Below are 24,112 nucleotides of genomic sequence, written 5' to 3' on the forward strand. Positions count from 1 at the left end.
CTGGCGTGAATTTTTTGTTTTATAAACCGGCATGACGGCGGCTGCGAGAACACATCGCCGGCATTATGTCATCGTGTAAATTGTAACAAGCTGAAATATGGACAACGGTGCGAGAGGTCGCGGGGCTGGAATGAACACCCGTAACAAATTTTCAAAACTGCAGACGGAGTACATTTCCGAAGAATGGCAGCAATGGGAAGAGCCGGCTGCAAATCCCAAAACCCGGTTTATTGAAGAAGAATCCAAAACGCTGCTCAGTGTTTCGGACAGTCCTGATCTGGGCCGTTATCATTCTGTCAATCCATACCGCGGCTGTGAACATGGCTGTATTTACTGTTATGCACGCAATTCGCATGAATACTGGGGTTTTTCCGCCGGGCTTGATTTTGAAACAAAAATCATTGTAAAAAAGAATGCGCCGCAGTTACTGGAAAAGCTGTTTAATTCAAAAAACTGGCAGCCCAAAAGCATTCATCTTTCCGGAAATACCGATTGTTACCAGCCCGGTGAAAAAACGTACAAGCTCACCCGGCAACTGCTTCAGATTTGCCTCCGGTACAGAAATCCTGTCAGTGTCCTTACCAAAAATGCATTGATTCTGAGAGATATCGACGTGCTTGAAAAACTGGCGGAACTGAACCTTGTACATGCCGCTGTTTCTATAACTACTTTGAATGAAGATTTGCGCACTGCGCTGGAACCTCGCACGGTTACGGGTAAAAAGCGTCTTCAGATCGTTAAATCGCTGCATGAAGCCGGCATTCCGGTTGGTGTCATGACGGCACCGATTATCCCCGGCCTCAACGATCATGAAATTCCTTCCATCATTCAGGCCGCAGCTGAAAATGGCGCAGTATGGTCTGCTTATACGGTTGTGCGGCTCAATGGTGCTGTCGGTGAAATTTTTGAAGAATGGATCAACCGGCATTTCCCCGACCGTGCTGCAAAAGTACTTAACCAGATCGCTGCATGTCATGGCGGCTCGGTAAACGATTCCCGCTTCGGGCTCCGCATGACCGGCGAAGGGCAGTATGCCGAAAACATAAGGCAACTGCATAATCTGGCCTGCCGGAAATATTTCAAAGACAGGAAATTGCCGGATCTGGATACGTCCCGGTTTATAAAAGGCGGCCAGATGAAATTGTTCTGAGCTTTGAGCTGATGCTGATGTTTTTGAATATCCGTGGTAATTCGTGTATTCGTGGCTTAAAAAAACTATTTTAGCAAGCTCAATCCGGATCTTATGAAATCAATTTCAGCAATAATCAGCCTCACTATTCTCATTTGTCTTAACAGTAATTGTGTAAATTCCTCATCCCAGAAAAGTCCGGTAATCACCGGCACCGGCGGCGCGGATTCTACATTGAACCGCCCGGTAAAAGCAGCTCCGCTTATTACCGGCGCAGACCAGATTTCGGAATACGTCAGTTATCTGAAAGGAAAAAAAGTAGGGATTGTCGTGAATCAAACTTCCATAATCGGCAATACACCCATTGTAGACAGTCTGGTGGCCCTTGGAATCAATATCGTTACTATTTTCGGACCCGAGCATGGTTTCAGGGGAACAGCGAGCAATGGCGATAAAGTAAATGACAGCGTAGATCCGAAAACAGGCATTCCGGCCATTTCATTATACGGCAAACTGAAAAAGCCTACAAAAGAGCAAATGGCTGCTTTGGATATTATGCTGTTTGATATTCAGGATGTCGGCGCACGTTTTTATACTTATATCAATACGCTGGGGCATGTAATGGAAGCATGTGCCGAGAATGACAAGGAAATGATGATTCTCGACAGGCCAAATCCGAATGGTTTTTTAGTGGACGGCCCGGTTCTGGAAGATCATCTGCATTCGGGAATCGGAATGTACGCCATACCAATCGCACACGGAATGACGATTGCAGAATTTGCACAGATGATAAACGGTGAAGGCTGGCTGCCCAACAAAATAAAATGTAAACTCCGGATTGTTAAGGTCGCAAACTACACGCACGATACGCCGTACACTTTGCCTGTAATGCCTTCACCCAATCTTAACACGCAGCAATCCGTTATGCTTTACCCGCATATCTGTATGTTCGAAGGCACCATCATCAGCCAGGGAAGAGGCACGTACATGCCTTTTACGGTACTCGGAGCACCTTTGCTGAAAGGTAAATACGAATTTTCGTTCAAGCCGCAAAGTATAAAAGGAATGAGTGAAGCGCCTTTACACCAGAATCAGGAATGCTACGGGCTGGACTTGAGAAAGTACGATATGCAGCAGATCAAAAAAAGCCGCAAGCTGCATCTCGACTGGCTTATTGAATTGTACAAAGCATATCCGGAAAAAGAAAGATTCTTTGACATGAGCCAGAGCAAACAAATGGGAAATTTCGATAAACTCGCCGGAACTGAAAACCTCAAAAAACAGATTATTGCCGGAACCTCCGAAGAAGAAATCAGAAAAAGTTGGGAGCCAGGTCTGTCCGATTTTAAATCCGTTCGGAAAAAGTACTTGCTTTATCCATAACATACCAAATCGCAGCCTGCCATTTAAAATAAAAAATCACATCATTCAAGATGACAAGGAATGACAAACAATGACAAGAAATGACAAGGAATGACAAGGAATGACAAGGAATGACAAGGAATGACAAGGAATGACAAACAATGACAAGGAATGACAAACAATGACAAGAAATGACAAACATTGACAAGAAATGACAAACATTGACTTGTAATGACAAACATTGACTTGTAATGCCATCTCTGCAATTATTTTGATTAAATGCCCGGACCTCTTTTTGAATCAGAAGTCCGGTTCATCATGCCGTGAAATATTTGGAGGATAGAGGTATGGTTTACGTGGTGCAAAATTACTTCTATGTTTATTCTTTTATAATTCCGTGTGGTAAAAGGCCTGTATGTTGGGGTTTGCGTCGGAAATAACAATATATAATCTCGAAAATGCTTCAAAAAGGGCTTAGGAGAAAGTTTTCACCCGGCTGAGCAGCTCATTTCTGTTGTCGTTTGTAATAGGTATTTCTATATCGTTGATAATTACATGTACATAATTGATTCCGGTAATTGCATGCAGATTGATAATAAACGATTTGTGAACGCGAAAGAAGAAATTCGGAGGCAATTGATTAAGCATATTCTTCAGCGTTTCCCTGATCGTGTACTTTTTTCTGCTCGTATGTAGTTCCAGATAGTTGTCGTCACTCCGGATATACAGGATATCTGAAAGGAGTATTTTGGTAAACATATGTTTTTCCTTAATGAAAAGGGCGTCTTTTATAACCGTCGTATCCTGTTTTTCTTCCATGTCCGACTCGCCTGCAATTGCCGCCAGCCGGTAATTTTTAAGCGCCAGTTTCACCGCCGTGTAAACCGTAATTTTCTGAAATGGTTTTTGTAAAAAGGCATGCGGAGCCGATTGCAAGGCAGCATTGATTACCGCAATGTCTTCATGACTGGAAAGGAACAGGAACGGAATCTGGTAATTTTCCCTGATATGGTCCGCAAGATCAATTCCCGTTTGGTAGCCATTCAGGTTGATGTCGAGAATGGCAAGATGAAACACTTTATTGCTCAGCATTTCCGTTGCCATTGTATAGTCAGAAGCGATGTCTTTGGCTTCATAACCAAAACCGTTGAGCAGATATTGAAGATGTTTCGCAATGATATAATCGTCCTCAACAATTAAGATATTCATTCTGGTTTATAGTGTTCAGCTTAGCCTGGTGTGAAAAGGCTAAATGTGTTAATGGAATTTATGACCTGTGTACTATCCAAAAACAAATTTAGCATAATACACGAAGTAATTCTACTGATTTAAATCTATTTGTAAAACTTTTTTAAATATAAACTGAAAAGCTATTAATTGCTATTTTGTAGCAATAATAACTTGAAAATGAGAGATAAATCTATGTACGAAAAAGAAGCTGCTAAAGATGAGCATGCAGCGTAAAATATCCGGATGCTGAAAAATCAAATAACGGATGTGTACACCGGTGTATGTGACGGCGGTTGCCGGGAAATTTGCGGCATGCAGAAAAATGATTGCGTCCTATTGAATACGGCCGGTACTTGTCGAGAGGCAAGCATCAGGCGTCAGGCAGACAGCAACTTCGCCAATTGCAAAAGGCAATTCGAAAATGTACAAGTTCAGATTTTCCGCTTTATTTCAAAGCGTTCTGTGCCGGCCCGTGGCAACGAAGAAAACAGTTACAAGAGCAAGGCCGGCAAAAAACCAGAGGCTGAGTACCATATTATAATAAATGATGGCAATCAGGCAGATTGTGGACAAAACAAGTGCAATCAATGGAAAGAACGGGAATCCCGGCACCATAAACGGCCGTTCCAGTTCAGGTTCTTTTTTCCGTAAGACAAACAGGGCAACCATACTGATCATATACATGACAACGGCTCCAAGCGCAGCAAGAATAATAACCTGGTCCGTGGTTCCGAGCAGCAAAGCCATACAGCCGATAATGCCCCCGGCAATCAATGCCCAGTGCGGCGTTTGAAAACGAGCGTTGAGCCGGCCAAGAAAGGACGGCAGATAACCGCTTCTTGCCAGTGCAAAAATCTGCCTTGAATAACCGATCACAGTACCGTGAAATGAGGCAATCAACCCGAAAAGCCCGAGGCTTGCAAAAAGCTGCGTAAGACTGTTGTCGCGTCCGAGCACAATGCCCAGCGCCGCTGGAAGCGGATAATCAATTTCACTCAGCCGCCGCCAGTGTGCAACGCCGCCGGTGAAGATCATGACGGCCAGTGCAAGTACAACCAGCGTAAGAATCCCGTAAATGTAACCCAGTGATATCGTACGTTTCGGATCTTCCACTTCCTCCGCCACCATGGCAACGCCTTCTATGGCCAGATAAAACCAGATTGCAAACGGAAGCGCTGCAAAAACGCCCGGCCAGCCAAACGGCATAGGCTCGGTCACGAAAGTTTCATAGGAAAAATGCGGCGCAACAATGCCGATGTAAATCAGCAGTTCAGCAACGGCAAGGATGGTGACAACCAATGAGAAAAATGCCGATTCCTTGATTCCCAGTAAATTGATTACAATAAAAATAGCATAACACGCCAATGCAACTTCAAGGACCTGTAACGATGGATATAGAAAGTGCGTGTAACTGCCAAGTGCAAAAGCAATCGCCGGCGGGGTAATCAGGAATTCGATCAGCGTTGCATATCCGGCAACAATGCCTCCCCACCAGCCAAAAGCCCGGTGCGAGTACGAAAACGGGCCTCCTGCCTGCGGAATCGATGTGGTGAGTTCGGTAAAGCTGAATATGAATGTCACATACATAACGGTCACAACCAGCGTGGCAATAAGAAATCCGACGGTTCCGGAAACGCCCCAGCCATAGTTCCAGCCGAAATATTCACCGGAAATAACCAGTCCGACAGCAATGGCCCAGAGATGTATTGGTTTTAGAACTTTTTTAAGAGAAGCAGATTGTTCAGCAGACATGCAGCAGTTTTTAACTTTTGATAAAACAGCACAATATAATCTATAACTTTCCTAATGCAATTGATTGTATTTGGAAAGTTATAGATTTATGATATTTTATTTGGAGTTGTTATCGGGGCGCAGTACGAAGATAATCGCCCATTTCCCTTACTTTGTCCGTATTCAGGTAATCCACGCCCAGCATCATCATGATTTTCCAGGAATTAATATTGTCCGGAGTGGCCCATATCCGCATTTTTTTTCCAAGGCTGTGTGTCTGGTTAAGTACCTGAACAATCCGCTTTTTGTCTTTTTCGGGCAAAGGACCTTCACCGTTCCATCGGGAATATTTATCAAAAGCCTGACTGATCAGTCCGATGCGTTCCAGTTGCTTCGGCGTGTAAGTTGTTTCCGGCCGGCCGTCGAAGAAAATATAGTCGGGGTATTTTTCGAATGACGAAGGTTCCGGAACATTGCCGCTCACAACGATCCGGACCGTTCCTTTCGGCGCCAGAACATGCTTGTGCGGTTCCAGTTCTTTAACCAGTGCGGCCAGCGTCGGTTCAGCCGAAGTTTTCAGGTCGATAAGCAACTGAAGCGGCACATCTTCCTGCGGATAAATACTGCCGCCGTTCTTTTCAATCTGCTTTAAGATTGGCTGCATGTAAAGCGATGCGAATGTTCGTCCGGGACGGATGTCTTTTACAGTATGCGCAACAAAAAGCGTGTCATTTACCAGAAAAAGATCCGCTTCTATCGAACCGAATTGCTGGTCATAGGCATCATGAAAAGCTTTTTTTCTTTCATAATCATTGTGCGAGTGTGCTTGTGCGGTTGTGTAAGACTTGATGCTTTGTGCATGCAGCTGCGGATAAAAAAGCAGGGTTCCAAGGAGAAAAAGTATAGTAAGCTTCATTAATCAGAAAGATAAGGGGCGTAAAATCGGGTAAATATATGCTAAATTAGGATCAGCTGTTATTGAAAAAAGAATCCGTTTCGGAATTAGGCAATCACGGTTGTATTCTCCTCATTTTTAGGACGGCTCCCGTTTTTTACAAAACCGTTTTTCCCGGATTGCGGTACAAAAAATCAACTTAAAAGGAGTTGCGGCCAGAATATTGCTATTTTAGCTAAACTATTGCTTACTGACGTTGTGATAACTCGATTACTTCATGAAACAAAATTCTGCTCTCTTTCGTAAAAAAACAGTTGATCAAATACTGAAAGATGCCCACTCAAATGAAAACAGTCTGGCCAAAATACTCGGAGTGCGTGATCTTGTTTCGCTGGGCATTGCTGCCATTGTAGGAGCAGGTATTTTCAGTACAATCGGCCTGGCCAGTTACAACGGCGGACCGGCTGTATCTCTTTTATTCGTTTTTACTGCCGTTGCATGCGTTTTTACTGCTTTGTCCTATGCCCAGTTTGCAAGTACGGTCCCGGTTTCCGGCAGTGCTTATACTTACGCATACGTTGCCTTCGGGGAACTTTTTGCGTGGATTATCGGCTGGGCGCTTATTCTGGAATATGCCGTTTCCAACATGGTGGTTGCCATTTCCTGGTCCGAGTATTTCGTAAGCATGCTCAAAGGTTTTGGTATCAATTTGCCCGGCTGGCTTACTATGAATCAGGAATCTGCATCTGAGGCATTCAGCAAATTGCAGCTTGCAGGCGCGGCTCAGTTAACGGATTATGAGCGCTTTGCAGCGTCGGCTTACGAAATGGCTCCCCGCATCGGAGACTTTCCCGTTATTCTCAATCTTCCCGCCGGGCTTGTTACCTTGTTCATTACGGCGCTTGTTTACATCGGCATACGCGAGTCCCGGACGGCCAGCAACATTATGGTTGTGCTGAAAATCGGCGTGGTGCTGCTCGTTATTCTTGCAGGCGCATTTTATGTAAAACCGGAAAACTGGTCGCCGTTTGCACCAAACGGAGCCAAAGGTGTTTTGAGCGGAGTTGCGGCGGTATTTTTTGCATTTATCGGTTTTGATTCCATTTCAACAACGGCGGAAGAATGCAAAGATCCACAAAGGGATATGCCCAAAGCCATGATTTACTGTCTGATTATCTGTACCGTTTTATATGTGCTGATTACGCTGGTCCTGACGGGAATGGTGAATTACAAGGAACTGAAAGTAAGCGATCCGCTGGCGTTTGTTTTTCAGAAAAACGGCCTTGATTTCATGGCAGGCGTTATTTCGGTAAGTTCCGTAATTGCCATTACAAGCGCCTTGCTCGTTTATCAGCTCGGGCAGCCGAGGATCTGGATGACGATGAGCCGCGACGGGCTTTTATGGAAAAGGTTTTCGAAAATTCATCCTAAATACCAGACGCCTTCTTTCGCCACCATCGTCACGGGCTTTGTCGTAGGCATTCCCGCACTGTTTTTCAAAATGGATTTCTTTGTCGATCTGACGAGTGTCGGGACGTTTTTTGCCTTTATTCTGGTTTGCGGCGGCGTGCTGTATCTGGATCACAAAGGCATTTCTGCGCAGTCCAAGTTTCGCGTACCTTACGTGAATGGAAAATATCTGGTCGGGATCCTTTTTATCCTGTCCATCATGGGACTTTTACTGTACGGGCAGGAAGTAATTCAGGAGTGGAGTCTTCTTTCAGCAGAAGCAATATTTGAACACAAGCTGCTTACGATTATATTCTGGATTGTGTGGGCGGTACTTTCGGTAATGAGTTATCAGTATAATTTTTCCATTCTTCCCGTTGCGGGCATTCTTACAAACCTTTATCTGATGACGGAACTCGGCTCTTCCAACTGGCTGATTTTCGTAATCTGGCTGGCAATCGGGCTGGTGATTTATTTCAGTTACGGTTACCGCAGGAGCAAGCTGGCCGTTGGCAATCAGAATTTGTAAAAGTGATTTTGAAAATGCCGGTCAGATAATCAGCGTAAAAACAGTCCCTTTTCCGACTTCGGAAGAAACGTTGAGCTGTCCGTTATGCTGCTGCAGAATCTGCCGGGAAAGGCTTAATCCGATTCCCGAGCCTGTTTTTTTGGTGGTATAAAAAGGAATAAAGATATTCTCAATGGCTTCGGGCTCAATCCCGTCGCCATTGTCTTCCACCTCGATCATCACCGCATTGTCCGTCTGATATGCGGATAATGTAATCAGGCGGTTAGTCTGGGAAGAAAATGCTTCGGCGGCATTTTTGATCAGGTTGATCAGGACCTGCTGAATCTGGCTCGCGTCGGCTTTTACAGTCAGCGTTTCAGGCTTGACGGAAAGTTTCCAAAGCACTTTGGATTGCGTCAGATCTGTTTGCAGAAGCTGTATAACTTCATGTAAAAGTTCGGCAACACTCAGGCTCGCAAAAACCGGCTTGGGCAAAGTCGTAAAATCGCGGTATGCATTTACAAACTGCATCATGCCCTTGCTTCTTTTTTCAAGCGTGTGCAAAGCTTCCTTAAGGTCGTTTACCGCTTCCTGGTCCGTTGTGGATTTCTCAATGTCTTCATTTACAATGAGCCTCATCGTACCGACAAGCGAAACAATCGGCGTCATGGAATTCATGATTTCATGGCGCAGCACCCTCGTCAGATTTTGCCAGGATTCCACTTCCTGCTGCTGAAGTTCGGTCTGGATATTTTGCAGAACCACAATCCTGACCCACATGCCACGCAGCTGAATGGCCGCGCCCTGCAGGGCAAGAGGCTGGTCTGAAGGTGTCCGGTACAGTTCACGTACGCCGCTGTCCAAATTGGAAAGCAGTTCAAAAAGCCTCGGATGTTTGTCTTTCAGTTCGCCAAGCTGATGCAGCCTGTAAATGCCGAGCATCCGCAAAGCCGCATTGTTGATCAGATTCACTTGCCCGGTACTGTCAAAAGTGATGAGCCCGGTTCCGATATGCTGCACAATGGTGTTCAGATACTGAAGATTGGCTTCTTTTTCGGCCCGCGCCTGACGAAATGCGTGTAAAACTTCATTGAACTGCTGATTTAGCTCCTTGAAAGTCCTGCCCATTTTATTGTCCGACCGGAAATTGATCGTAAAATCGGAATAACGGACCGATTCCAGAAAATAGGTCAGTTTTCTGTTGACATTGGTTACATACTGATACAGCAGTGAACCCTGCACGAAAATAAAAACGGCGCCCAGAACATAAATGAGCATGCTGTTGGTATGTCCCGAAGCCAGCCATGCCACGGCAATAACGCTCAGGATAATCACTGTTATCCTGAGCATGATCATGATGCTGAAATGTCGTAATCCGACCATTTAAAACCCGGTATTCAGAAATTTGCTATTCGTTTTCCAGTACGTTCTGCGGTACACCCGACATTTCGCTCAGCACATACTTTTCCAGCGAAGGAATTTTATAATGCGCCAGATTGAATTTGGAATGTTCGTATACTTCCATAGCAGGGACCGAAATCGTGATCATTCCGGCTGCATGCGCTGCACGGAGGCCGGCATGAGAGTCTTCAAACGCAATGCATTCTTCGGGCAGTACGCCCAGTTTGGCAGCAGTTGTAAGGTAAACTGCGGGATGCGGTTTTGTGAATTCTTCCAGTTCGCCGGAATGCCATACATCAAAATAATCGATTATTTCAAGTCTTTTAAGCACGCCTTCGATCAGCTCCATGTGCGAAGCGGAAGCAACAGCCAGTTTGAGTCCTTTCGCTTTCAGATCTTTGATCAGGTCAATGGCTCCGGGCATGGCTACGGCATGGGCAAGAATGTTTTTATGCGCAAGTTCCAGAATTTCACTTTCCAGTTCCTCAAACGAAGGCGTGTTCCAAGGTTGCAGCTGGTGGCAGAAATCCAGGAACAGTTTCACCGACAGTCCGGTTGTCTGCTGTTTGAGCGCATCAGTCAGGTCAAAATTTACTTTCCGCATGACGTCACGCGCGGCTTGTGTCCAGATGGGTTCCGAATCAATCAGCAACCCGTCCATATCGAATATGGCAGCTTTAATCATTATCAGGTGAGTGGATTATAATTTATTATGGTTTTCCGGACTTCCGAATTTTTTATTAATCGCCCAAAACTACTACATTCGCCGGTAAGAATGGCTTTGGGGGTGTCCAAAAAGGACTGAGATTCATACCCTTTGAACCTGAAACAGTTTATACTGTCGTAGGAAAAAGCAATATCAAGGTAATAACTATCTTTTTTGTCTTTTAGTTGTCGTGCAATTCATCTTGTATGGCAGCTTCTTCCTCTTTGCCGTTCCGTTTGTCAATCTTTTAAATCCGAAGGAATGGAATTTAACCTTGCAAATAACCTGCACAGCCTGAGAGCTTCCGCTCCGCTTGTTCACAATATTACCAATTATGTGGTGATGAATTTTACAGCCAACGCCTTGCTGGCAATCGGTGCTTCGCCCGTGATGTCGCATGCTGCAGAAGAAGTGGAAGATATGGTTTCCATTGCCGGCGCATTAGTCGTAAACATCGGTACTTTGTCGCCGGAATGGGTAAAAGGCATGAAGCTCGCCATGCGCAAAGCAGCACAAACGGGCAAGCCGATCATTCTGGACCCGGTAGGAGCGGGCGCCACGCCTTACCGCAATGCGGTGCTGACAGAATTGCTCGAAACAGCCGCTCCGGCAATCATCAGAGGAAATGCTTCGGAAATCATGGCGCTTGCCGGAACAAACATTCAGACAAAAGGCGTGGACAGCACGGCAAGTTCGGCGGACAGTATGGAAGCGGCAAAAGCATTGAGCCTTAAGTATGGTTCCGTCATCAGTGTAAGCGGTGAAACGGATGTAATCGTGAGCGGCACGCAAACTGCATTCGTCTCCAACGGCGTTCTGCTGATGACAAAAATAACCGGAATGGGCTGCACGGCTTCTGCGCTTGCCGGCGCATTTGCGGCAGTAAGTTCTGATCCTTTTCATGCTGCCGTGTCGGCGGCAGCGGCCATGGGCGTATGCGGAGAGCTGGCTTACCGCCATGCAAAACTGCCCGGCTCGTTCCAGATTGCCTTTCTGGATGCACTTGCGGACATTTCACCGGCGCATCTTGCCGAATTGTCGAAAGTAAAATTTGCTTTCTGAGATAAGCCAGGTTTATTCTGAAATATGAAGCCCTAAAATCAAACTTAATTTTTTCCCAAATGGAACTTTACCTTGTAACGGACGAAGCTGCATGCCTTGGCCGGGATTTTTTCTGGGTTGTGGAAGAAGCTGTAAAAGGCGGTGTGACTATGGTTCAGCTGAGGGAAAAAGCGTTGTCAGCAAATGCTTTTATCGACAAGGCGAAAAGGCTGAAAGAGCTGCTGGCGCCGTATAAAGTGCCTTTGATCATTAATGACAGCGTGGAAGTTGCACTGGCTTGTGATGCCGACGGCATTCATGTCGGGCAAAGCGACATGCCGTTTCATGAGCTGAAAAACAGGTTTCCTGCCGGCAGGATCATCGGTATTTCTGCTGAAACCAGGGAAAATGTGCAGGAAGCGGAAGCGTGGAATATTTCTTATCTCGCACTGAGCCCGTTGTTTGCAACACCTTCCAAAATGGACACCGGAAATCCGTGGGGAATGAACGGGATCAGCTGGGCAAAGCGAAACAGCAGACATCCTTTGCTGGTCATCGGCGGCCTGAGCAGGCATAATACAAGAGAAGCCATTCTGAACGGAGCGGACGGAATTGCTGTCATTTCTGCCATATGCAGTTCGCCTTCACCGTATGAAGCCGCCAAAGAACTCGGATCCATTATTGCAGCCTCCAAATCCGGAATACACTTACCTCCACAAATGGAATTTCCCAACAAATAACTTGCTGAAAGTGCATGAAACGATACCCAACAGTACTAACCATAGCCGGTTCCGACAGCAGCGGCGGAGCCGGAATCCAGGCCGACCTGAAAACCATTGCAGCATTGGGCGCTTACGGCGCCTCGGTCATTACGGCGCTTACGGCCCAGAATACGCAGGGTGTAAAAGCCATTCATCCCGTTCCGGCAGATTTCCTGAAAGAACAGCTCAATGCAATTTTTGAAGATCTGACCGTGGATGCCGTAAAGATCGGTATGATCAATACCGTGGAAGCAGCCGTAACCATTGCGGAAATACTGGACCGCTACAAGCCGGGATTCGTTGTTTTTGATCCGGTAATGGTTTCTACAAGCGGATCAAAACTGATAGAAGATGAAACCGTTGCCGTTTTGTGGAAGGAACTGTTTCCGCGCGTGGACTTGATCACGCCCAATCTGGATGAAGGCCAGATCCTTATTTCCGGAAAAATTGATTCTGTCGGACAGCTGAAAGAAGCTGCCGAAGCAATGGTTCAAAAAGGCTGCAAAGCGGTACTGCTGAAAGGCGGACACCTGGTGGCACCTACGTTATCTGATGTTTGTGCCAGGCAAGATGAAGAAACGTTGATATTGGAATCCGGCTACATTGCAAGCGGTAACCTGCATGGAACCGGATGCACGCTTTCTTCGGCCATTGCAACTTACGTCGCGTTGGAAAATTCGCTTCCGGAAGCAATCATTTTTGCCAAAGAATATATTTCAGAAGCTATTGTAGCCGGCAAAGATGTAAAAACCGGCCACGGACCGGGACCGTTAAATCATTCTTTTTCTCCGATAAAAATGCAGTTTATTTTATGAAATTTACAGACCAGCTCTGGACGGAAGCTTTGCCGATCTATGAAAAGATAAAGCTCCACCCCTTTAATCAGGAATTGAAAAACGGCACGTTGCCGGTTGAGAAATTCAAATTCTACATTCTTCAGGATTCACTTTATCTGGCAGATTTCGCACGGGCGCTCGCCACGGCAGGAACGCGCGCAGGCACCAGCAATGAACTGCTCGATTTTCTGCAGTTTGCGCAGAATGCCATTCTGGTTGAGCGTGCGCTGCATTTGAGTTATTTCAAGGAATATGATATTCCATATGAAGGCAAAAAGGCGCCGGGTTGTTTTGCTTATACCAGTTATTTAATGGCTGTAAGTGCATTTGAGTCTTATGAAGTAGCCGTTGCTGCATTGCTGCCCTGTTTCTGGATTTACAAGAAAATCGGTGACTATATATATGAAAGCCAGGTTTCACCCAATCCTTATCAGAACTGGATCGACGCCTATGCAGGTGAGGATTTTGCACATTCTGTTGAAAAAGCGCTGACGATTTGCAATACGCTGGCAGAGACCGCTTCGGAAAAAACCAGAAAGCAGATGACGGAAGCATACCTTACCGCTTCACGGCTGGAATATGTGTTCTGGGACAGCGCTTACAGGCTGGAAAAGTGGGAAGTATAGACAGGCGGGCGGCTCATTCAGAAGTTCATCGCTGCATTTTGCTTCTTCATCATATGATTTGTTAACTCCGTCAGATTCGCATGTTCATCCGTCGAAAACGGATTTATATTCGTAGGTCAGCAGCCGAAAACGCTGATTTTAACCAAAAAACAAAAAAGCTATGGAAACGCCGCGCAATGAATTTCTCTGGAGAAAAGCAAAACAAAGAGCATCGTTTAAAATGCATCTTCGTACGTATCTGGTTGTCAATGCAGGTTTGTGGCTGATTTATCTGGTAACATTTTACCCAAATGCCGGAAGAGGCGGTTTTCCATGGCCGGTGTTCCCGATGCTTGGCTGGGGAATCGGCCTTGCATCGCATTATCTTTCGGCTTACGGCAGTCTGGATGAAAAAAATCTGGCTGAAAAAGAATATGAGAAACTGCTGCGTAACGGACTGAGATAACGGGTTCCACTGTTTTATACAACCGCATACCCGGTTTTGGAACAGTTGTTTTATTGATATCGAAGAATATTATTTTTAAGATTAAATAAAACAATCATGGAAAAGGACCTTCAGAATAAAGAAGCGGTAAAAAAACTGAAATCAGCAGCTGAGGATATTCGTTTTTGTATGTATACAACTTACAAAAACGGAAAAATCGAGTCCCGGCCAATGACGACGATCCAAATAGACGAGGACGGAAACGCATGGTTTTTCACCAGTAAAAAAACCGAGATCGGCAGCGAAACAAATCCGGAAGAAGCCGTAACGCTTATTTATTCCGATCCGAAAAACAATACTTATCTGAGCGTTTCGGGTAGTGCGGTCGCAGTTGAAGACCAGGCGAAAAAAGATGAGCTGTGGAATCCGATGACAAAAGCATGGTTTCCCGAAGGTAAAGATGATCCAAATGTTGTATTGCTGAAAGTTACAACCGACGAAGCAGCATACTGGGACAATACATCGTCACAAATGATCGTATTTTTCTCGATGGTAAAAGCAGTTTTGACGGGTACTACGCCGGATGGCGGCGATTACGGCAAACTGAATCTTGCCTGATTTTAACAGATAAAAAAAGAAGCCGTTCAGAATTTTTCTGAACGGCTTCTTTTTTTATAAACGATTTACAAATTCTGCTTATTCAGCGCTTGCTTCTTCATTTACATACGTTTCTGCAAGTGCAGTCAGTTTGTGATCGGTTTCGCCTTCCTGATCCAGCGTTTGTTGCAGCAAATCAGCTACATCTGCATGTCCCAATGTTCTTGCGATGTTACGGAGCGTACCGTAAGAAGCGATTTCATAATGCTCAACTTTCTGTGCTGCCATAATCAATCCGCAGTCACGAACCATGGTTCCTTTATCTGTGCTGCTTACGATTTCATTGGCTTCTTCGATCAGACCTTCCATGGCTGCACATTTTTTAGCCTGTGCTTTTTCGCCAACCAGTTCAAAAATTTGTTCCAGTCTTGCTGCATGTTCTTCTGTTTCAGTTGTATGCTGTTCGAAAGCAGCTTTCAGTTCCTCAGAAGTTGCACTTTTTGACAATTTGGTCAATGCTTTTGCCAGATTTTTTTCTGCCCAGTAAATATCTTTCAGACCGTCTACAAACAGTTCTTTCAATTTAGCGCTATCTGATTCTGTAATCTTGTTGGTTACTTTGCTCTTAGTTGCCATGATAATAAAAATTAAAAAGGTATTTGGTTTGAAAATGAATTTGGATGACAAACGTCATCTTGTTTGATTCCGGATGTTTAAAAAACCGTACCAATTTCAGTGTTGCAGTAACGGGCTTTCGGCCGGGCTGTAATGAAGAGTTAAGTCTACATATGCGTAAAACGGCTCTTTAATGCATAGACAATTCTGTTTTCAATCAAATTCCGGAGTATCTTATTAAAAGGTATGATTTTTATCTTCACCGCTCTGAACCAATAATTTAACCAATATGAACGGAAAGTTTGTAAAAACGCTGCTGATTGTCATTGTGCTGCTGATTGCCGGCGGTTTCGGCTGGTATATGTATAAAAAGAAGAACGAAAACCCGGTTTCCGATCTCAAACCACGTGTGGAAATGGGGATCGGGCAAATCAACAATATTACGGACAGTACGCTGGATATGGATTTGAAAGTACTTGTACATAATCCGCTGCCTGTCGGGCTGGACATCAAGCATTTCAGTTATGTTGTACAGATGAACGGTAAAACGATCATGGAAGACGATTACCCGAAACCGGTAAATATCAAATCCAGCGACAGCACCGTTATTCCTGTTTCTTCCGAATTAAAAATCAGTAAATTGAGAATAGAAGGCGATCAGGAAGCATCGAAAGGAGAGGATAGTGCAGATTATCATTTTGAAGGCGTTTTTCATCTGCAGAAACCTTTTCTCGGAAAAGATTCGATTGAGCTGTCCATGGACAAACGGCTGCCGCTCGTAAGGGTCCCGAAAATCAGAATGGCCGGTTACGACATGAAAAAGCTGCGCCTGAAAGATACGGAAGTAGTCCTGAGCATAGAACTTACGAACCCCAATCCGTTTTCAATGGAATTCAGGAATGCAGCTTATGTAATGGATCTCGGCAAACAGAAAAGAATTGCGGAAGGCAGCGTAAAAGGCCCAACCAAAATAAAAGCGCACAGCAAGGAAGTGTACGAAATTCCGATGTCGATTGACCTTGGAAAAATGCTGAAAGCAACCGGTCAGGCGATTACCAAAGGCAAGCACCTGCCGTATACTTTCTATTTCAAAAGCAAGATCGTTTCTGAAAATGACATGTTCAAGAACAGTGATATCAACATGATTACAAACGGAGAACTGGAAGATTTGAAAATGGCAAAAGAAAACCTGATCAAAAAGTAACGATCCTTAAAAGTTATTTTTTCTGATCAAACCAGATTGTCATTTCGTTGGCACCTCTGTTTCCCCATGCATAATAAGGAACAAGCATTGCATTTCCGGAAGCTGATTTCAGTACATTGATGCCGCCCAGAAAGTCCTTCTGGAACTGCGGTACGAAGGTATCTGAAGCCGAAATCCGGATGGCAGCTGCTTTTCCGTTGTTGTCGCGGCCTTCGGCGCAGTACAGAACCGGCCCGCGTTCAATGGCCACTTTTCCGTTGTTTGATCTGATGTTTTGATCCGAAACCACTTTCCTGACAGGCATATCCAGCGTAAGTTCAATAACGTCACCTTTTTTCCACGTTCTTGTAATTTTCAGATAACCGTTTTCAATTGTTGCCGGCGATTTTTTACCATTGATTGTTAACGTTACGGGCTTTGATTCTTTCTCGGTATAAGTATAAAGATCTCCGGGAATGGCCTGTCCGTTGGCCCAGCCGGGAATCCGTACCGATAAAGGAAATGCAAGTGATTTTTCAGGCTCAATACTGATTTTTATATTTCCTTCCCACGGATAACTGGTCTGCTGAATAATTTTGACCGTTTCGTTTTTTACCATAACGTAGGCCTCATTATCCGCAAATAAATTAACAATCAGTTTGTCGCCGCGCAGGGCATAAATGTAAGCCGGCATGGAAGGCAGAAACCGCGATACATTGGTCGGGCAGCATGCCGTTCCAAACCAGAGTTGTCTTTCCGCGCCCGTACCGCGGTTAAAATCATTGACACCGTTGGATGCCATCGGATTAACATAGAAAAATTTGTCGCCTTTCACGGACATGCCGCCCAGAAAACCATTGTAAAGCACTCTTTCGAAAACGTCCATGTATCTGGATTCGCCTGTATACAGATACATTTTATGGTTCCAGAGCATATTGGCCACAGCCGCGCAGGTTTCGGCATACGCATTATCGTTGGGAAGCACGTAAGCTTTGTCAAATGCTTCGCCGTCTTCACGCGCGCCGACGCCGCCGGTTATGTATTGCTTTTTCTCTGTTGCATCTTTCCAGATAGCGTGAATGGCATTGCTGTAACGGGCATCTTCCTGCACGGTAAGGAAATCTGCAACCGCAGTGTAAAGATACTGTGCACGAACAGCATGGCCTTCGGCTTCTTTCTGCCTCACAAACGGAACCTGATCCTGAAAATACGCCGGTCCGAGCTTGTGTTCATCCAGATAAAGTGCGCGCTTGTCGGAACGTCCGCGCATGTCTATGAAAAAGCGGGAAAGGTCCAGATACTCTTTTTTTCCGGTTGTACGGTACAATCGGATCAGTGCGATTTCTATTTCTTCATGACCGGGAACCACAACGAGCTGGCCGGGATTCGGCCCGAAAGTCTTTACAAGATGATCCGCATTCTTGATGGCAACATTCAGCAGTGATTTTTTTCCGGTTGCTTCGTAATGGGCAATGGCCGCTTCATAAAGGTGCCCCACATTGTAGAGTTCATGGCTGCCGTTTTCAAAGCCGTACCGGTACGGGCCGGCAATCCAGTCGTAAGAACCCGTGGTATCTTTGTTGATCGTCCGGATGGTGTAAAGGTATCCGTCGGGTTCCTGCGCAGCGGCAAAAAGCGTGATCAGGCTGTCGAGGTAATGATCCAATTTGGCATCATACTGGTTTTGCAGCACGTAAGCGGCGCCTTCCACGACTTTGAAAACATCCGAATCGTTAAACCGTGTGCCTTCGAATTTTCCTTTTTTCAATCCGCCGGCCACGGCAAAGTTGTCGATCCTTCCCGATTTTTCGCATTCTTCCAGCACATGCGGAACGGTTACGTTCTTTGCTGCTTCCAGCCTCTGGTGCCAGAACCCCTGACGGGTTTTTACATTTTTAAGCGGAACGGGAGTTATCTTGGTTTTCTGGGCAAAAAGGAAATGGCAGGAAAAAAACAGGAAAAAAGAAAGCAGGAATCTGGTCATTATAAAATCAAATTGGTTCTAAATCCGACGTTAAAACGATAAAAGTCTTCTAAAAACATGCCAGTCAGTCAATTCTGAAGACCTTTTTACAATCAGATGAAAACGGCTGTTATCTTCAAATGATTTAATAATGAAGGAACAGCCATGCTTAAATATTTAACTTTTTTACTGGTATTTTTTAAAACGGGTTATGCGTCCGCTCAGTCTTCCAAATGGACATTCAGCCTTAAACCGGGTTACGGATGGGCCGGAACGGAAAAGACAGTAATACTTGGTCCGGAAATAAAGGACGAATTTGGCCGGGGTTTCACTGTCAGTTCAGGTATTCGCGCGGGGTACCGGCTATCCGGATTTCTGACACTTTCCTTGGATGCAGAATGGCAGTTCAGTCAGGATCTGAGAATCCGGACTTTCGATACCCGGAATTCTGCCGACATTTCAAATGATCCGGTTTACACTACTTTTTACCGAAACAATTTCAAGCGCATCCAGTTTCCGTTGACCCTGCAATATTCACCATTTGATAAATCCTTCAAACCATACATTACTGCCGGTATCATGCCGTCGTTTATTACTTCCGGACGCATCCGTTATACTGCCAAAAGCTCGTTGATCGGAGAAATAGATTCGGGAAATATACCTGCTGATTTTGCCATTCCTGCAAATGCAAAACTCAGAAAAAACCTTTCCTATATCACAGGAATCGGGTTAAACCTTAAAAAACGCGTTTCCTTTGAACTGGTTTATCAATTCGCCAGACCGGTTGAACTGGCAGCTTTCGATCCCGGATCAAGTGCCATTAATGTTCCTGTTTATACTACAAGAGCCAATGAAGGCTGGATATTTTATGTATTGATACGCTTGTTCTAGGGTACTTCGGAATTACAAACCGTACTTTTCCATTCTTCTGTAAAGTGCTGCGCGGCTCAGGCCCAGTTCGCGTGCGGCATCTGTAATATTTCCGTTAAAGCGTTTCATTGCCTTGATGATCAGCGTTTTCTCCATATCTTCCAGATCAAAGCCCGTAGCCGTCACAGGCTGTCCGCCGGAACTTTTGAGGAAAAGGTCTTCAGGCTGCAACGTTTTTTCCTGCGAAAGGATCACGGCGCGCTCAATGGCATGCTGCAGTTCGCGGATGTTTCCCGGCCAGTTGTACTGCTGCATTTTCTTGATCAGTGCGCTGCTGACGTCGTTGACAGGACGGTTGTATTTTTTGCTGTACTGCTTCAGGTAGAAATCCGCAAGTGCGCTGATATCCTCGGGCCTTTCACGAAGCGGCGGAAGTTCCAGTTCAATGGTATTGATCCTGTAAAGCAGATCCTGACGGAATGTTTTTTCCGATACCATTTTTTCAATGTTCATATTGGTGGCGCAAAGCAGGCGTACATCCAGTGAGATCGGTTTGTTGGAACCCACACGCGTAACGCGCCGTTCCTGTATGACAGTCAACAGCTTGGCCTGCAGCGGAAGCGTAAGGTTGCCGATTTCATCCAGAAAAATAGTTCCGCCTTTTGCTTCCTCAAACCTTCCTGCGCGGTCTTCCTTGGCATCCGTAAAAGCGCCTTTCACGTGTCCGAAAAGCTCGCTTTCAAACAGTGTCTCGCTCAAAGCGCCCAGATCAACGACGACAAACGGCTTGTCCGAGCGTCTGGAATGTTGATGGATATGTTTGGCAAGCTGCGTTTTGCCTGTACCGTTTTCTCCGAGTATCAGAACGTTTGCGTCCGTTGCAGCCACGCGTTCAGCAGTGGCCAGCACCTGCCGCATGGATTCGCTGGATGCCACGATCGTGTCTGCGGCCGGCTTGGGTTTCTTGCTGTCTTCCTTGCTTTTTTCTTCCGGCACAACTACCGCTTTGTCCGCTCCGCCTTCGAGCGCGCCGGCAATGGTTGCAAGGAGCTTGTCGTTTTCCCAGGGTTTCAGTACAAAATCGGTGGCGCCCGCTTTGATGGCGCGGATGGCCATTTCAATATCACCATATGCCGTGATCATGATTACTTTTGAACTGGGCTTGATGTCTAGAATACGGTCGAGCCAGTGAAATCCTTCCCGTCCGCTGTTGACGTCACGGGTAAAGTTCATGTCCAGCAGAATAAGGTTGTAGTCGCCGTTGGTAATCAGAAAAGGGAGTTTCTGCGGATTCTTTTCGATATCGACGGCTTTTGCGTGCCGTTTCAACAAAAGTTTGGCTGCGCTGAGCACGTCAACATCGTCGTCGATGATCAGGATTTTTGCTTCAGAGAGTTGCATGGCTGTTTTTATTCACAAAGATAATCCTGCGGTTGAAAACAGAAATTATCCGGATGTTGGTAATTGTTTTGTAAGATAGTATATGCAATTTGAAATTTAATTTTATACCTGCCTAAAAAGCTGCAAGACATCCGGACGGCCGCTTGAAACGGCTTGTCCGCCGCCGAACAAAAATGTCCGTTATCGGACAAAGCAGCAGGTTTGTAAATATTTATGTATATTGATTTTCAGTGCCTTAAATGCGTAAATGTTCTTTGGCACAAGGATTGGATAGTAAAGATCAAAGTTTAACAGCGAATCCAATCTTTACAATATAATGGAAGTCAAAACACCTAATTCAACGAGCAGCAGTAACGGCTTTACCGGGGGCTCATCGTCTATGGATAAAATCAAACCAAAAAAATTCTGGACTACCCAACGCATCGGTATCATTGCCGGAAGCACATTGCTGGTTGCCTTTCTGATCTATCAGTTTTTCTTTGCAGACAAACGCAGCAAGCTCAACGTAGAGCAGGACAAACTGACTGTATCGACTGTCAGACAAGGAAAATTTGACGAATTCATTGTGGTTACGGGTGTTGTGCAGCCATTGAAAACCATTCAGCTGGATGCGATTGTAGGCGGCTATGTTACCGAAAAACTGATTGAAGGCGGAAACATGGTAAAACAGGGCGACGTACTGCTGCGGCTCGAAAACCAGAACCTGAAACTGAGCTTTCTTCAGTCGGAAACGGAAGCCAGCCGATTGGTAAACGATCTGCAGAATACGCGTCAGAGCCTGCGCATTGCCCGGTTTACCCTTCAGAAAACATTAAGCGAACTGGATTATCAGATTGATCAGGCGAAAGATGCGCATGAGAGAAATACCAAACTATACAAGGATAAAGTGATTCCGGATGCTGATTTCCTGAAAACGAAAAGAGAATTTGAGCGGCTTACCAAACAGCGTGAAATCGAGATCGAATCGCAGAAATATCAGGAAGAAAACTCACGAATGCAGATTTCCCAGCTCGAAGGAACGCTGGCGAGCACGCAAAAGAACGTAAGTTTGTGGAGGCAGACACTTGATAATCTCGTGGTTAAAGCGCCGGTTTCAGGATTGCTTTCGTCCATGAATGTGGAAGTCGGATCGAATATCAACCAGGGACAGAACATTGGCCAGATCGATGACCTGAACGGATTTAAAATGCGTGTGAGCGTGGATGAGCATTATATTTCCAGGATTTTCGCCGGGTTGCAGGGTTCCATGGAATTCAACGGAAAAGATTATGGACTGAAGATCATCAAAATATATCCGGAAGTACTGAGCGGCCGGTTTGAAGTCGATATGCAGTTTGACAAAGGCGCTCCCGAACTGATCAAAAGAGGCCAGTCGGCACCGATCCGTCTGCAGCTTGGACAGCCATCGCAGGCAACGCTGCTGCCTGTCGGCGGGTTCTTCTCCGAAACAGGCGGAAACTGGGTGTATGTAGTCGGCGAAGACGGAAAACGCGCTTCCAAACGCAATATTACATTAGGCCGCAAAAATCCTGAATATTTCGAAGTACTGGAAGGCCTGAAACCGGGCGAAAAGGTGATTACGAGCTCGTACGAGAACTTCGGGGATAATGAGGTGTTGGAATTTTGATGGCTGTTAGCCATTAGCTTTTAGCGATTAGTTGTATTTTTTAGCCAAGTGCTTAGCACTTTAAAGTCAATTATCAAGTGCTTTGATTACAGTAACCAAAAGTCAATCGCTAAAAGCCAACAGCTTACAGCCAACAACCAATCCTCATTTCGTGTTTAATTTTTTAATAAACGAATTAAGCATTTTGTGAATTTCGGTTAAATCGTTTGCAAGTTTTTCATATTCATCCAATGAAAGAAAATGAAGGTATTTACTAAGAAGCAGCTGATATTCAAGCTCGGAAGCAGAGCCGCTGGCAATTACCATGAATTTGGCCAGTTCGGCATCTGAAAGTCTTCCGCATCCTTCGGAAATGTTTGAAGGTATGGAAACGGCAGAACGGCGAATCTGACTGACAAGGCCAAATAATTCATTCTTAGGAAAATTTTTTGAAATGGCATAAATATCAAGAACTAGCTGATGACTTTTTTCCCAAACTCTTAATACCCTGAAATCTTTCATTTGATCTATAAACATTTGACTTGTTTCCTTTAGAATCAGAATCAGATGTTAGGTCACAAAGCAATACAGAATTTGTAAACCACATTTATCATAACCAAATTGCCGATAGCTAAAAGCTAACAGCCAAAAGCCAGAAAAACGATGATCAAAATTACAAACCTTCACAAAATCTTTTCTACCGAAGAAGTAGAGACCACAGCGCTGAACGGCATTGATATGGATGTCAGGGACGGCGAGTTTGTTGCCATTATGGGGCCTTCAGGCTGCGGGAAATCCACGTTGCTGAATATCCTCGGGCTTCTGGACAATCCAAGTGAAGGTTCTTACGAATTTTACGGAACCGAAGTTGCAAAAATGTCGGAAAGACAGCGTGCGCAGATCCGCAAGGGAAATATCGGGTTTGTGTTTCAGAGCTTTAACCTTATCGACGAACTGACCGTGTATGAAAATGTGGAACTTCCTTTGCTTTACCTGAAAACGCCGCCGGCAGAACGCAAGGAAAAAGTGGAAGCCGCCCTGACGCGCATGAACATGATGCACCGCAGAAACCACTTTCCGCAACAGCTTTCGGGCGGGCAGCAGCAGCGTACGGCAATCGCCCGGGCTGTGGTTGCAACGCCGAAGACAATCCTAGCGGATGAGCCTACGGGTAACCTCGACTCCAAAAACGGGGAAGAAGTGATGAACCTGCTCAGCCAGCTCAATGCCGCCGGAACAACGATTCTGATGGTGACGCACTCGCCTTACGATGCCGGTTTTGCACACCGGATTGTGAATTTGTTTGACGGAAAGATAGTGACAGAAAAAGTACATGTGTAGCATGAAAGCTTTCCTGCGCTTTGTCCTTGCTGGCGCCGGTATGCTCGGTGTGCATACGCTGGCAATTGCCCAGAAAGAACCGGCCTGCGGCAAGGTCGCCGGCCGGAGCGAAGTGAGAACACATGCGGCCATGTCGGAGTGCATATATACACAGCCGTATGCAGCGGAAGAGGCCGGGGAATTTAAAAAATACGTCAGCTACAATGATGATTCCGGCGTGCTCTTTCTCAAATACGAGTTTGTAAAAAACAAGGAAGAATTTATTTATGAAAAGACGGTAAATGCCGCTGGAAAATCAAAGGAGGAGCGCAAGCAGATCATTCTTGAATTTGAAGACGAAATAGCATTTCCGGGACGGGAAATTCATATCAATCTGTAATTCCGGATTGATGCCGCAAAGCTGCTGTGCAAATCGGGCTTTGATCTGATGCCTGATT

The 24,112-nt window shown here is 45.4% G+C and carries 23 protein-coding genes and 1 riboswitch; of the genes, 14 read left to right on the forward strand and 9 right to left on the reverse strand.

Features of this window, described 5'->3' with window-relative positions; all coding sequences use genetic code 11:
- Window positions 1-97 precede the first annotated feature (97 nt).
- The gene (locus FEM33_RS25700) at window positions 98-1,150 is read left to right on the forward strand and encodes a PA0069 family radical SAM protein (protein ID WP_139014834.1); all 1,053 of its coding nucleotides are present in this window, start codon (window positions 98-100) and stop codon (window positions 1,148-1,150) included.
- A gap of 93 nt (window positions 1,151-1,243) precedes the next feature.
- Entirely contained in the window at window positions 1,244-2,512 is a 1,269-nt protein-coding gene (locus FEM33_RS25705) for an exo-beta-N-acetylmuramidase NamZ family protein (protein WP_139014835.1), read from the forward strand.
- A 453-nt stretch (window positions 2,513-2,965) separates the two neighbouring features.
- Here FEM33_RS25705 and FEM33_RS25710 read toward each other — a convergent pair whose 3' ends face one another.
- The 3 genes from FEM33_RS25710 to FEM33_RS25720 form a co-directional block, all read right to left on the reverse strand.
- On the reverse strand, window positions 2,966-3,700 hold the full coding sequence (locus FEM33_RS25710) for a LytR/AlgR family response regulator transcription factor (protein ID WP_138281786.1): 735 nt from the start codon (window positions 3,698-3,700) through the stop codon (window positions 2,966-2,968).
- Between the two features lie 471 nt (window positions 3,701-4,171).
- The gene (eat, locus tag FEM33_RS25715; protein ID WP_139014836.1) at window positions 4,172-5,473 is read right to left on the reverse strand and encodes an ethanolamine permease; all 1,302 of its coding nucleotides are present in this window, start codon (window positions 5,471-5,473) and stop codon (window positions 4,172-4,174) included.
- 109 nt (window positions 5,474-5,582) lie between these two features.
- Entirely contained in the window at window positions 5,583-6,368 is a 786-nt protein-coding gene (locus FEM33_RS25720; protein WP_139014837.1) for a phosphatidylinositol-specific phospholipase C/glycerophosphodiester phosphodiesterase family protein, read from the reverse strand.
- A 256-nt stretch (window positions 6,369-6,624) separates the two neighbouring features.
- On the opposite strand from FEM33_RS25720, the gene FEM33_RS25725 reads away from it, so the two are divergent.
- The gene (locus FEM33_RS25725; RefSeq protein WP_139014838.1) at window positions 6,625-8,325 is read left to right on the forward strand and encodes an amino acid permease; all 1,701 of its coding nucleotides are present in this window, start codon (window positions 6,625-6,627) and stop codon (window positions 8,323-8,325) included.
- Between the two features lie 21 nt (window positions 8,326-8,346).
- Here FEM33_RS25725 and FEM33_RS25730 read toward each other — a convergent pair whose 3' ends face one another.
- On the reverse strand, window positions 8,347-9,687 hold the full coding sequence (locus FEM33_RS25730) for a sensor histidine kinase (RefSeq protein WP_139014839.1): 1,341 nt from the start codon (window positions 9,685-9,687) through the stop codon (window positions 8,347-8,349).
- Between the two features lie 25 nt (window positions 9,688-9,712).
- Window positions 9,713-10,390 carry a hexitol phosphatase HxpB gene (gene hxpB / locus FEM33_RS25735; protein WP_139014840.1) on the reverse strand — a complete coding sequence of 226 codons (678 nt, stop codon included), beginning with the start codon at window positions 10,388-10,390 and terminating at the stop codon, window positions 9,713-9,715.
- Between the two features lie 88 nt (window positions 10,391-10,478).
- A riboswitch (TPP riboswitch) is annotated at window positions 10,479-10,572 on the forward strand.
- A gap of 100 nt (window positions 10,573-10,672) precedes the next feature.
- Here hxpB and thiM point away from each other — a divergent pair.
- The 6 genes from thiM (at window position 10,673) to FEM33_RS25765 (ending at window position 14,717) form a co-directional block, all read left to right on the forward strand.
- Window positions 10,673-11,473: a hydroxyethylthiazole kinase gene (gene thiM / locus FEM33_RS25740; protein WP_139014841.1), complete on the forward strand. Its 801-nt coding sequence runs from the start codon at window positions 10,673-10,675 to the stop codon at window positions 11,471-11,473.
- Window positions 11,474-11,532: 59 nt separating this feature from the next.
- A complete protein-coding gene (thiE, locus tag FEM33_RS25745) occupies window positions 11,533-12,192 on the forward strand; it encodes a thiamine phosphate synthase (RefSeq protein ID WP_139014842.1) in 660 nt (219 codons plus the stop codon).
- A gap of 14 nt (window positions 12,193-12,206) precedes the next feature.
- The gene (thiD, locus tag FEM33_RS25750; RefSeq protein ID WP_139014843.1) at window positions 12,207-13,028 is read left to right on the forward strand and encodes a bifunctional hydroxymethylpyrimidine kinase/phosphomethylpyrimidine kinase; all 822 of its coding nucleotides are present in this window, start codon (window positions 12,207-12,209) and stop codon (window positions 13,026-13,028) included.
- Entirely contained in the window at window positions 13,025-13,675 is a 651-nt protein-coding gene (gene tenA / locus FEM33_RS25755) for a thiaminase II (RefSeq protein ID WP_139014844.1), read from the forward strand. Before thiD ends, tenA begins: the two co-directional genes overlap by 4 nt.
- A gap of 160 nt (window positions 13,676-13,835) precedes the next feature.
- Window positions 13,836-14,120: a 2TM domain-containing protein gene (locus tag FEM33_RS25760; RefSeq protein ID WP_139014845.1), complete on the forward strand. Its 285-nt coding sequence runs from the start codon at window positions 13,836-13,838 to the stop codon at window positions 14,118-14,120.
- A 96-nt stretch (window positions 14,121-14,216) separates the two neighbouring features.
- Window positions 14,217-14,717 carry a pyridoxamine 5'-phosphate oxidase family protein gene (locus FEM33_RS25765; RefSeq protein WP_139014846.1) on the forward strand — a complete coding sequence of 167 codons (501 nt, stop codon included), beginning with the start codon at window positions 14,217-14,219 and terminating at the stop codon, window positions 14,715-14,717.
- A 78-nt stretch (window positions 14,718-14,795) separates the two neighbouring features.
- Here FEM33_RS25765 and FEM33_RS25770 read toward each other — a convergent pair whose 3' ends face one another.
- Entirely contained in the window at window positions 14,796-15,332 is a 537-nt protein-coding gene (locus FEM33_RS25770; RefSeq protein WP_139014847.1) for a YciE/YciF ferroxidase family protein, read from the reverse strand.
- Window positions 15,333-15,600: 268 nt separating this feature from the next.
- Here FEM33_RS25770 and FEM33_RS25775 point away from each other — a divergent pair, with 268 nt between their 5' ends.
- Window positions 15,601-16,515, forward strand: a complete 915-nt coding sequence (locus FEM33_RS25775; RefSeq protein ID WP_139014848.1) for an LEA type 2 family protein — start codon at window positions 15,601-15,603, stop codon at window positions 16,513-16,515.
- A 13-nt stretch (window positions 16,516-16,528) separates the two neighbouring features.
- On the opposite strand, the gene FEM33_RS25780 is transcribed toward FEM33_RS25775, so the two are convergent.
- The gene (locus FEM33_RS25780; RefSeq protein ID WP_139014849.1) at window positions 16,529-18,478 is read right to left on the reverse strand and encodes a glycoside hydrolase family 127 protein; all 1,950 of its coding nucleotides are present in this window, start codon (window positions 18,476-18,478) and stop codon (window positions 16,529-16,531) included.
- Between the two features lie 144 nt (window positions 18,479-18,622).
- Between FEM33_RS25780 and FEM33_RS25785 the strand changes: the two genes are divergently transcribed.
- Window positions 18,623-19,348, forward strand: coding sequence for a porin family protein (locus tag FEM33_RS25785; RefSeq protein WP_139014850.1), 726 nt, complete (start codon window positions 18,623-18,625; stop codon window positions 19,346-19,348).
- Between the two features lie 12 nt (window positions 19,349-19,360).
- Here the strand turns inward: FEM33_RS25785 and FEM33_RS25790 are convergent, their stop codons facing one another.
- Window positions 19,361-20,728, reverse strand: coding sequence for a sigma-54-dependent transcriptional regulator (locus FEM33_RS25790; RefSeq protein ID WP_139014851.1), 1,368 nt, complete (start codon window positions 20,726-20,728; stop codon window positions 19,361-19,363).
- A gap of 379 nt (window positions 20,729-21,107) precedes the next feature.
- Between FEM33_RS25790 and FEM33_RS25795 the strand changes: the two genes are divergently transcribed.
- A complete protein-coding gene (locus tag FEM33_RS25795; RefSeq protein WP_139014933.1) occupies window positions 21,108-22,355 on the forward strand; it encodes an efflux RND transporter periplasmic adaptor subunit in 1,248 nt (415 codons plus the stop codon).
- A gap of 144 nt (window positions 22,356-22,499) precedes the next feature.
- Here FEM33_RS25795 and FEM33_RS25800 read toward each other — a convergent pair whose 3' ends face one another.
- On the reverse strand, window positions 22,500-22,871 hold the full coding sequence (locus FEM33_RS25800) for a four helix bundle protein (RefSeq protein ID WP_229214426.1): 372 nt from the start codon (window positions 22,869-22,871) through the stop codon (window positions 22,500-22,502).
- Between the two features lie 126 nt (window positions 22,872-22,997).
- Here FEM33_RS25800 and FEM33_RS25805 point away from each other — a divergent pair, with 126 nt between their 5' ends.
- Window positions 22,998-23,675 (forward strand): ABC transporter ATP-binding protein, encoded by a 678-nt coding sequence (locus tag FEM33_RS25805; protein WP_139014852.1) that lies wholly within the window; start codon window positions 22,998-23,000, stop codon window positions 23,673-23,675.
- 1 nt (window position 23,676) lies between these two features.
- Window positions 23,677-24,054, forward strand: a complete 378-nt coding sequence (locus tag FEM33_RS25810; protein ID WP_139014853.1) for a hypothetical protein — start codon at window positions 23,677-23,679, stop codon at window positions 24,052-24,054.
- Window positions 24,055-24,112 lie beyond the last annotated feature (58 nt).

Source organism: Dyadobacter flavalbus (assembly GCF_006149045.1).
In the GTDB taxonomy this organism is placed as follows: Bacteria; Bacteroidota; Bacteroidia; order Cytophagales; family Spirosomataceae; genus Dyadobacter; species Dyadobacter flavalbus.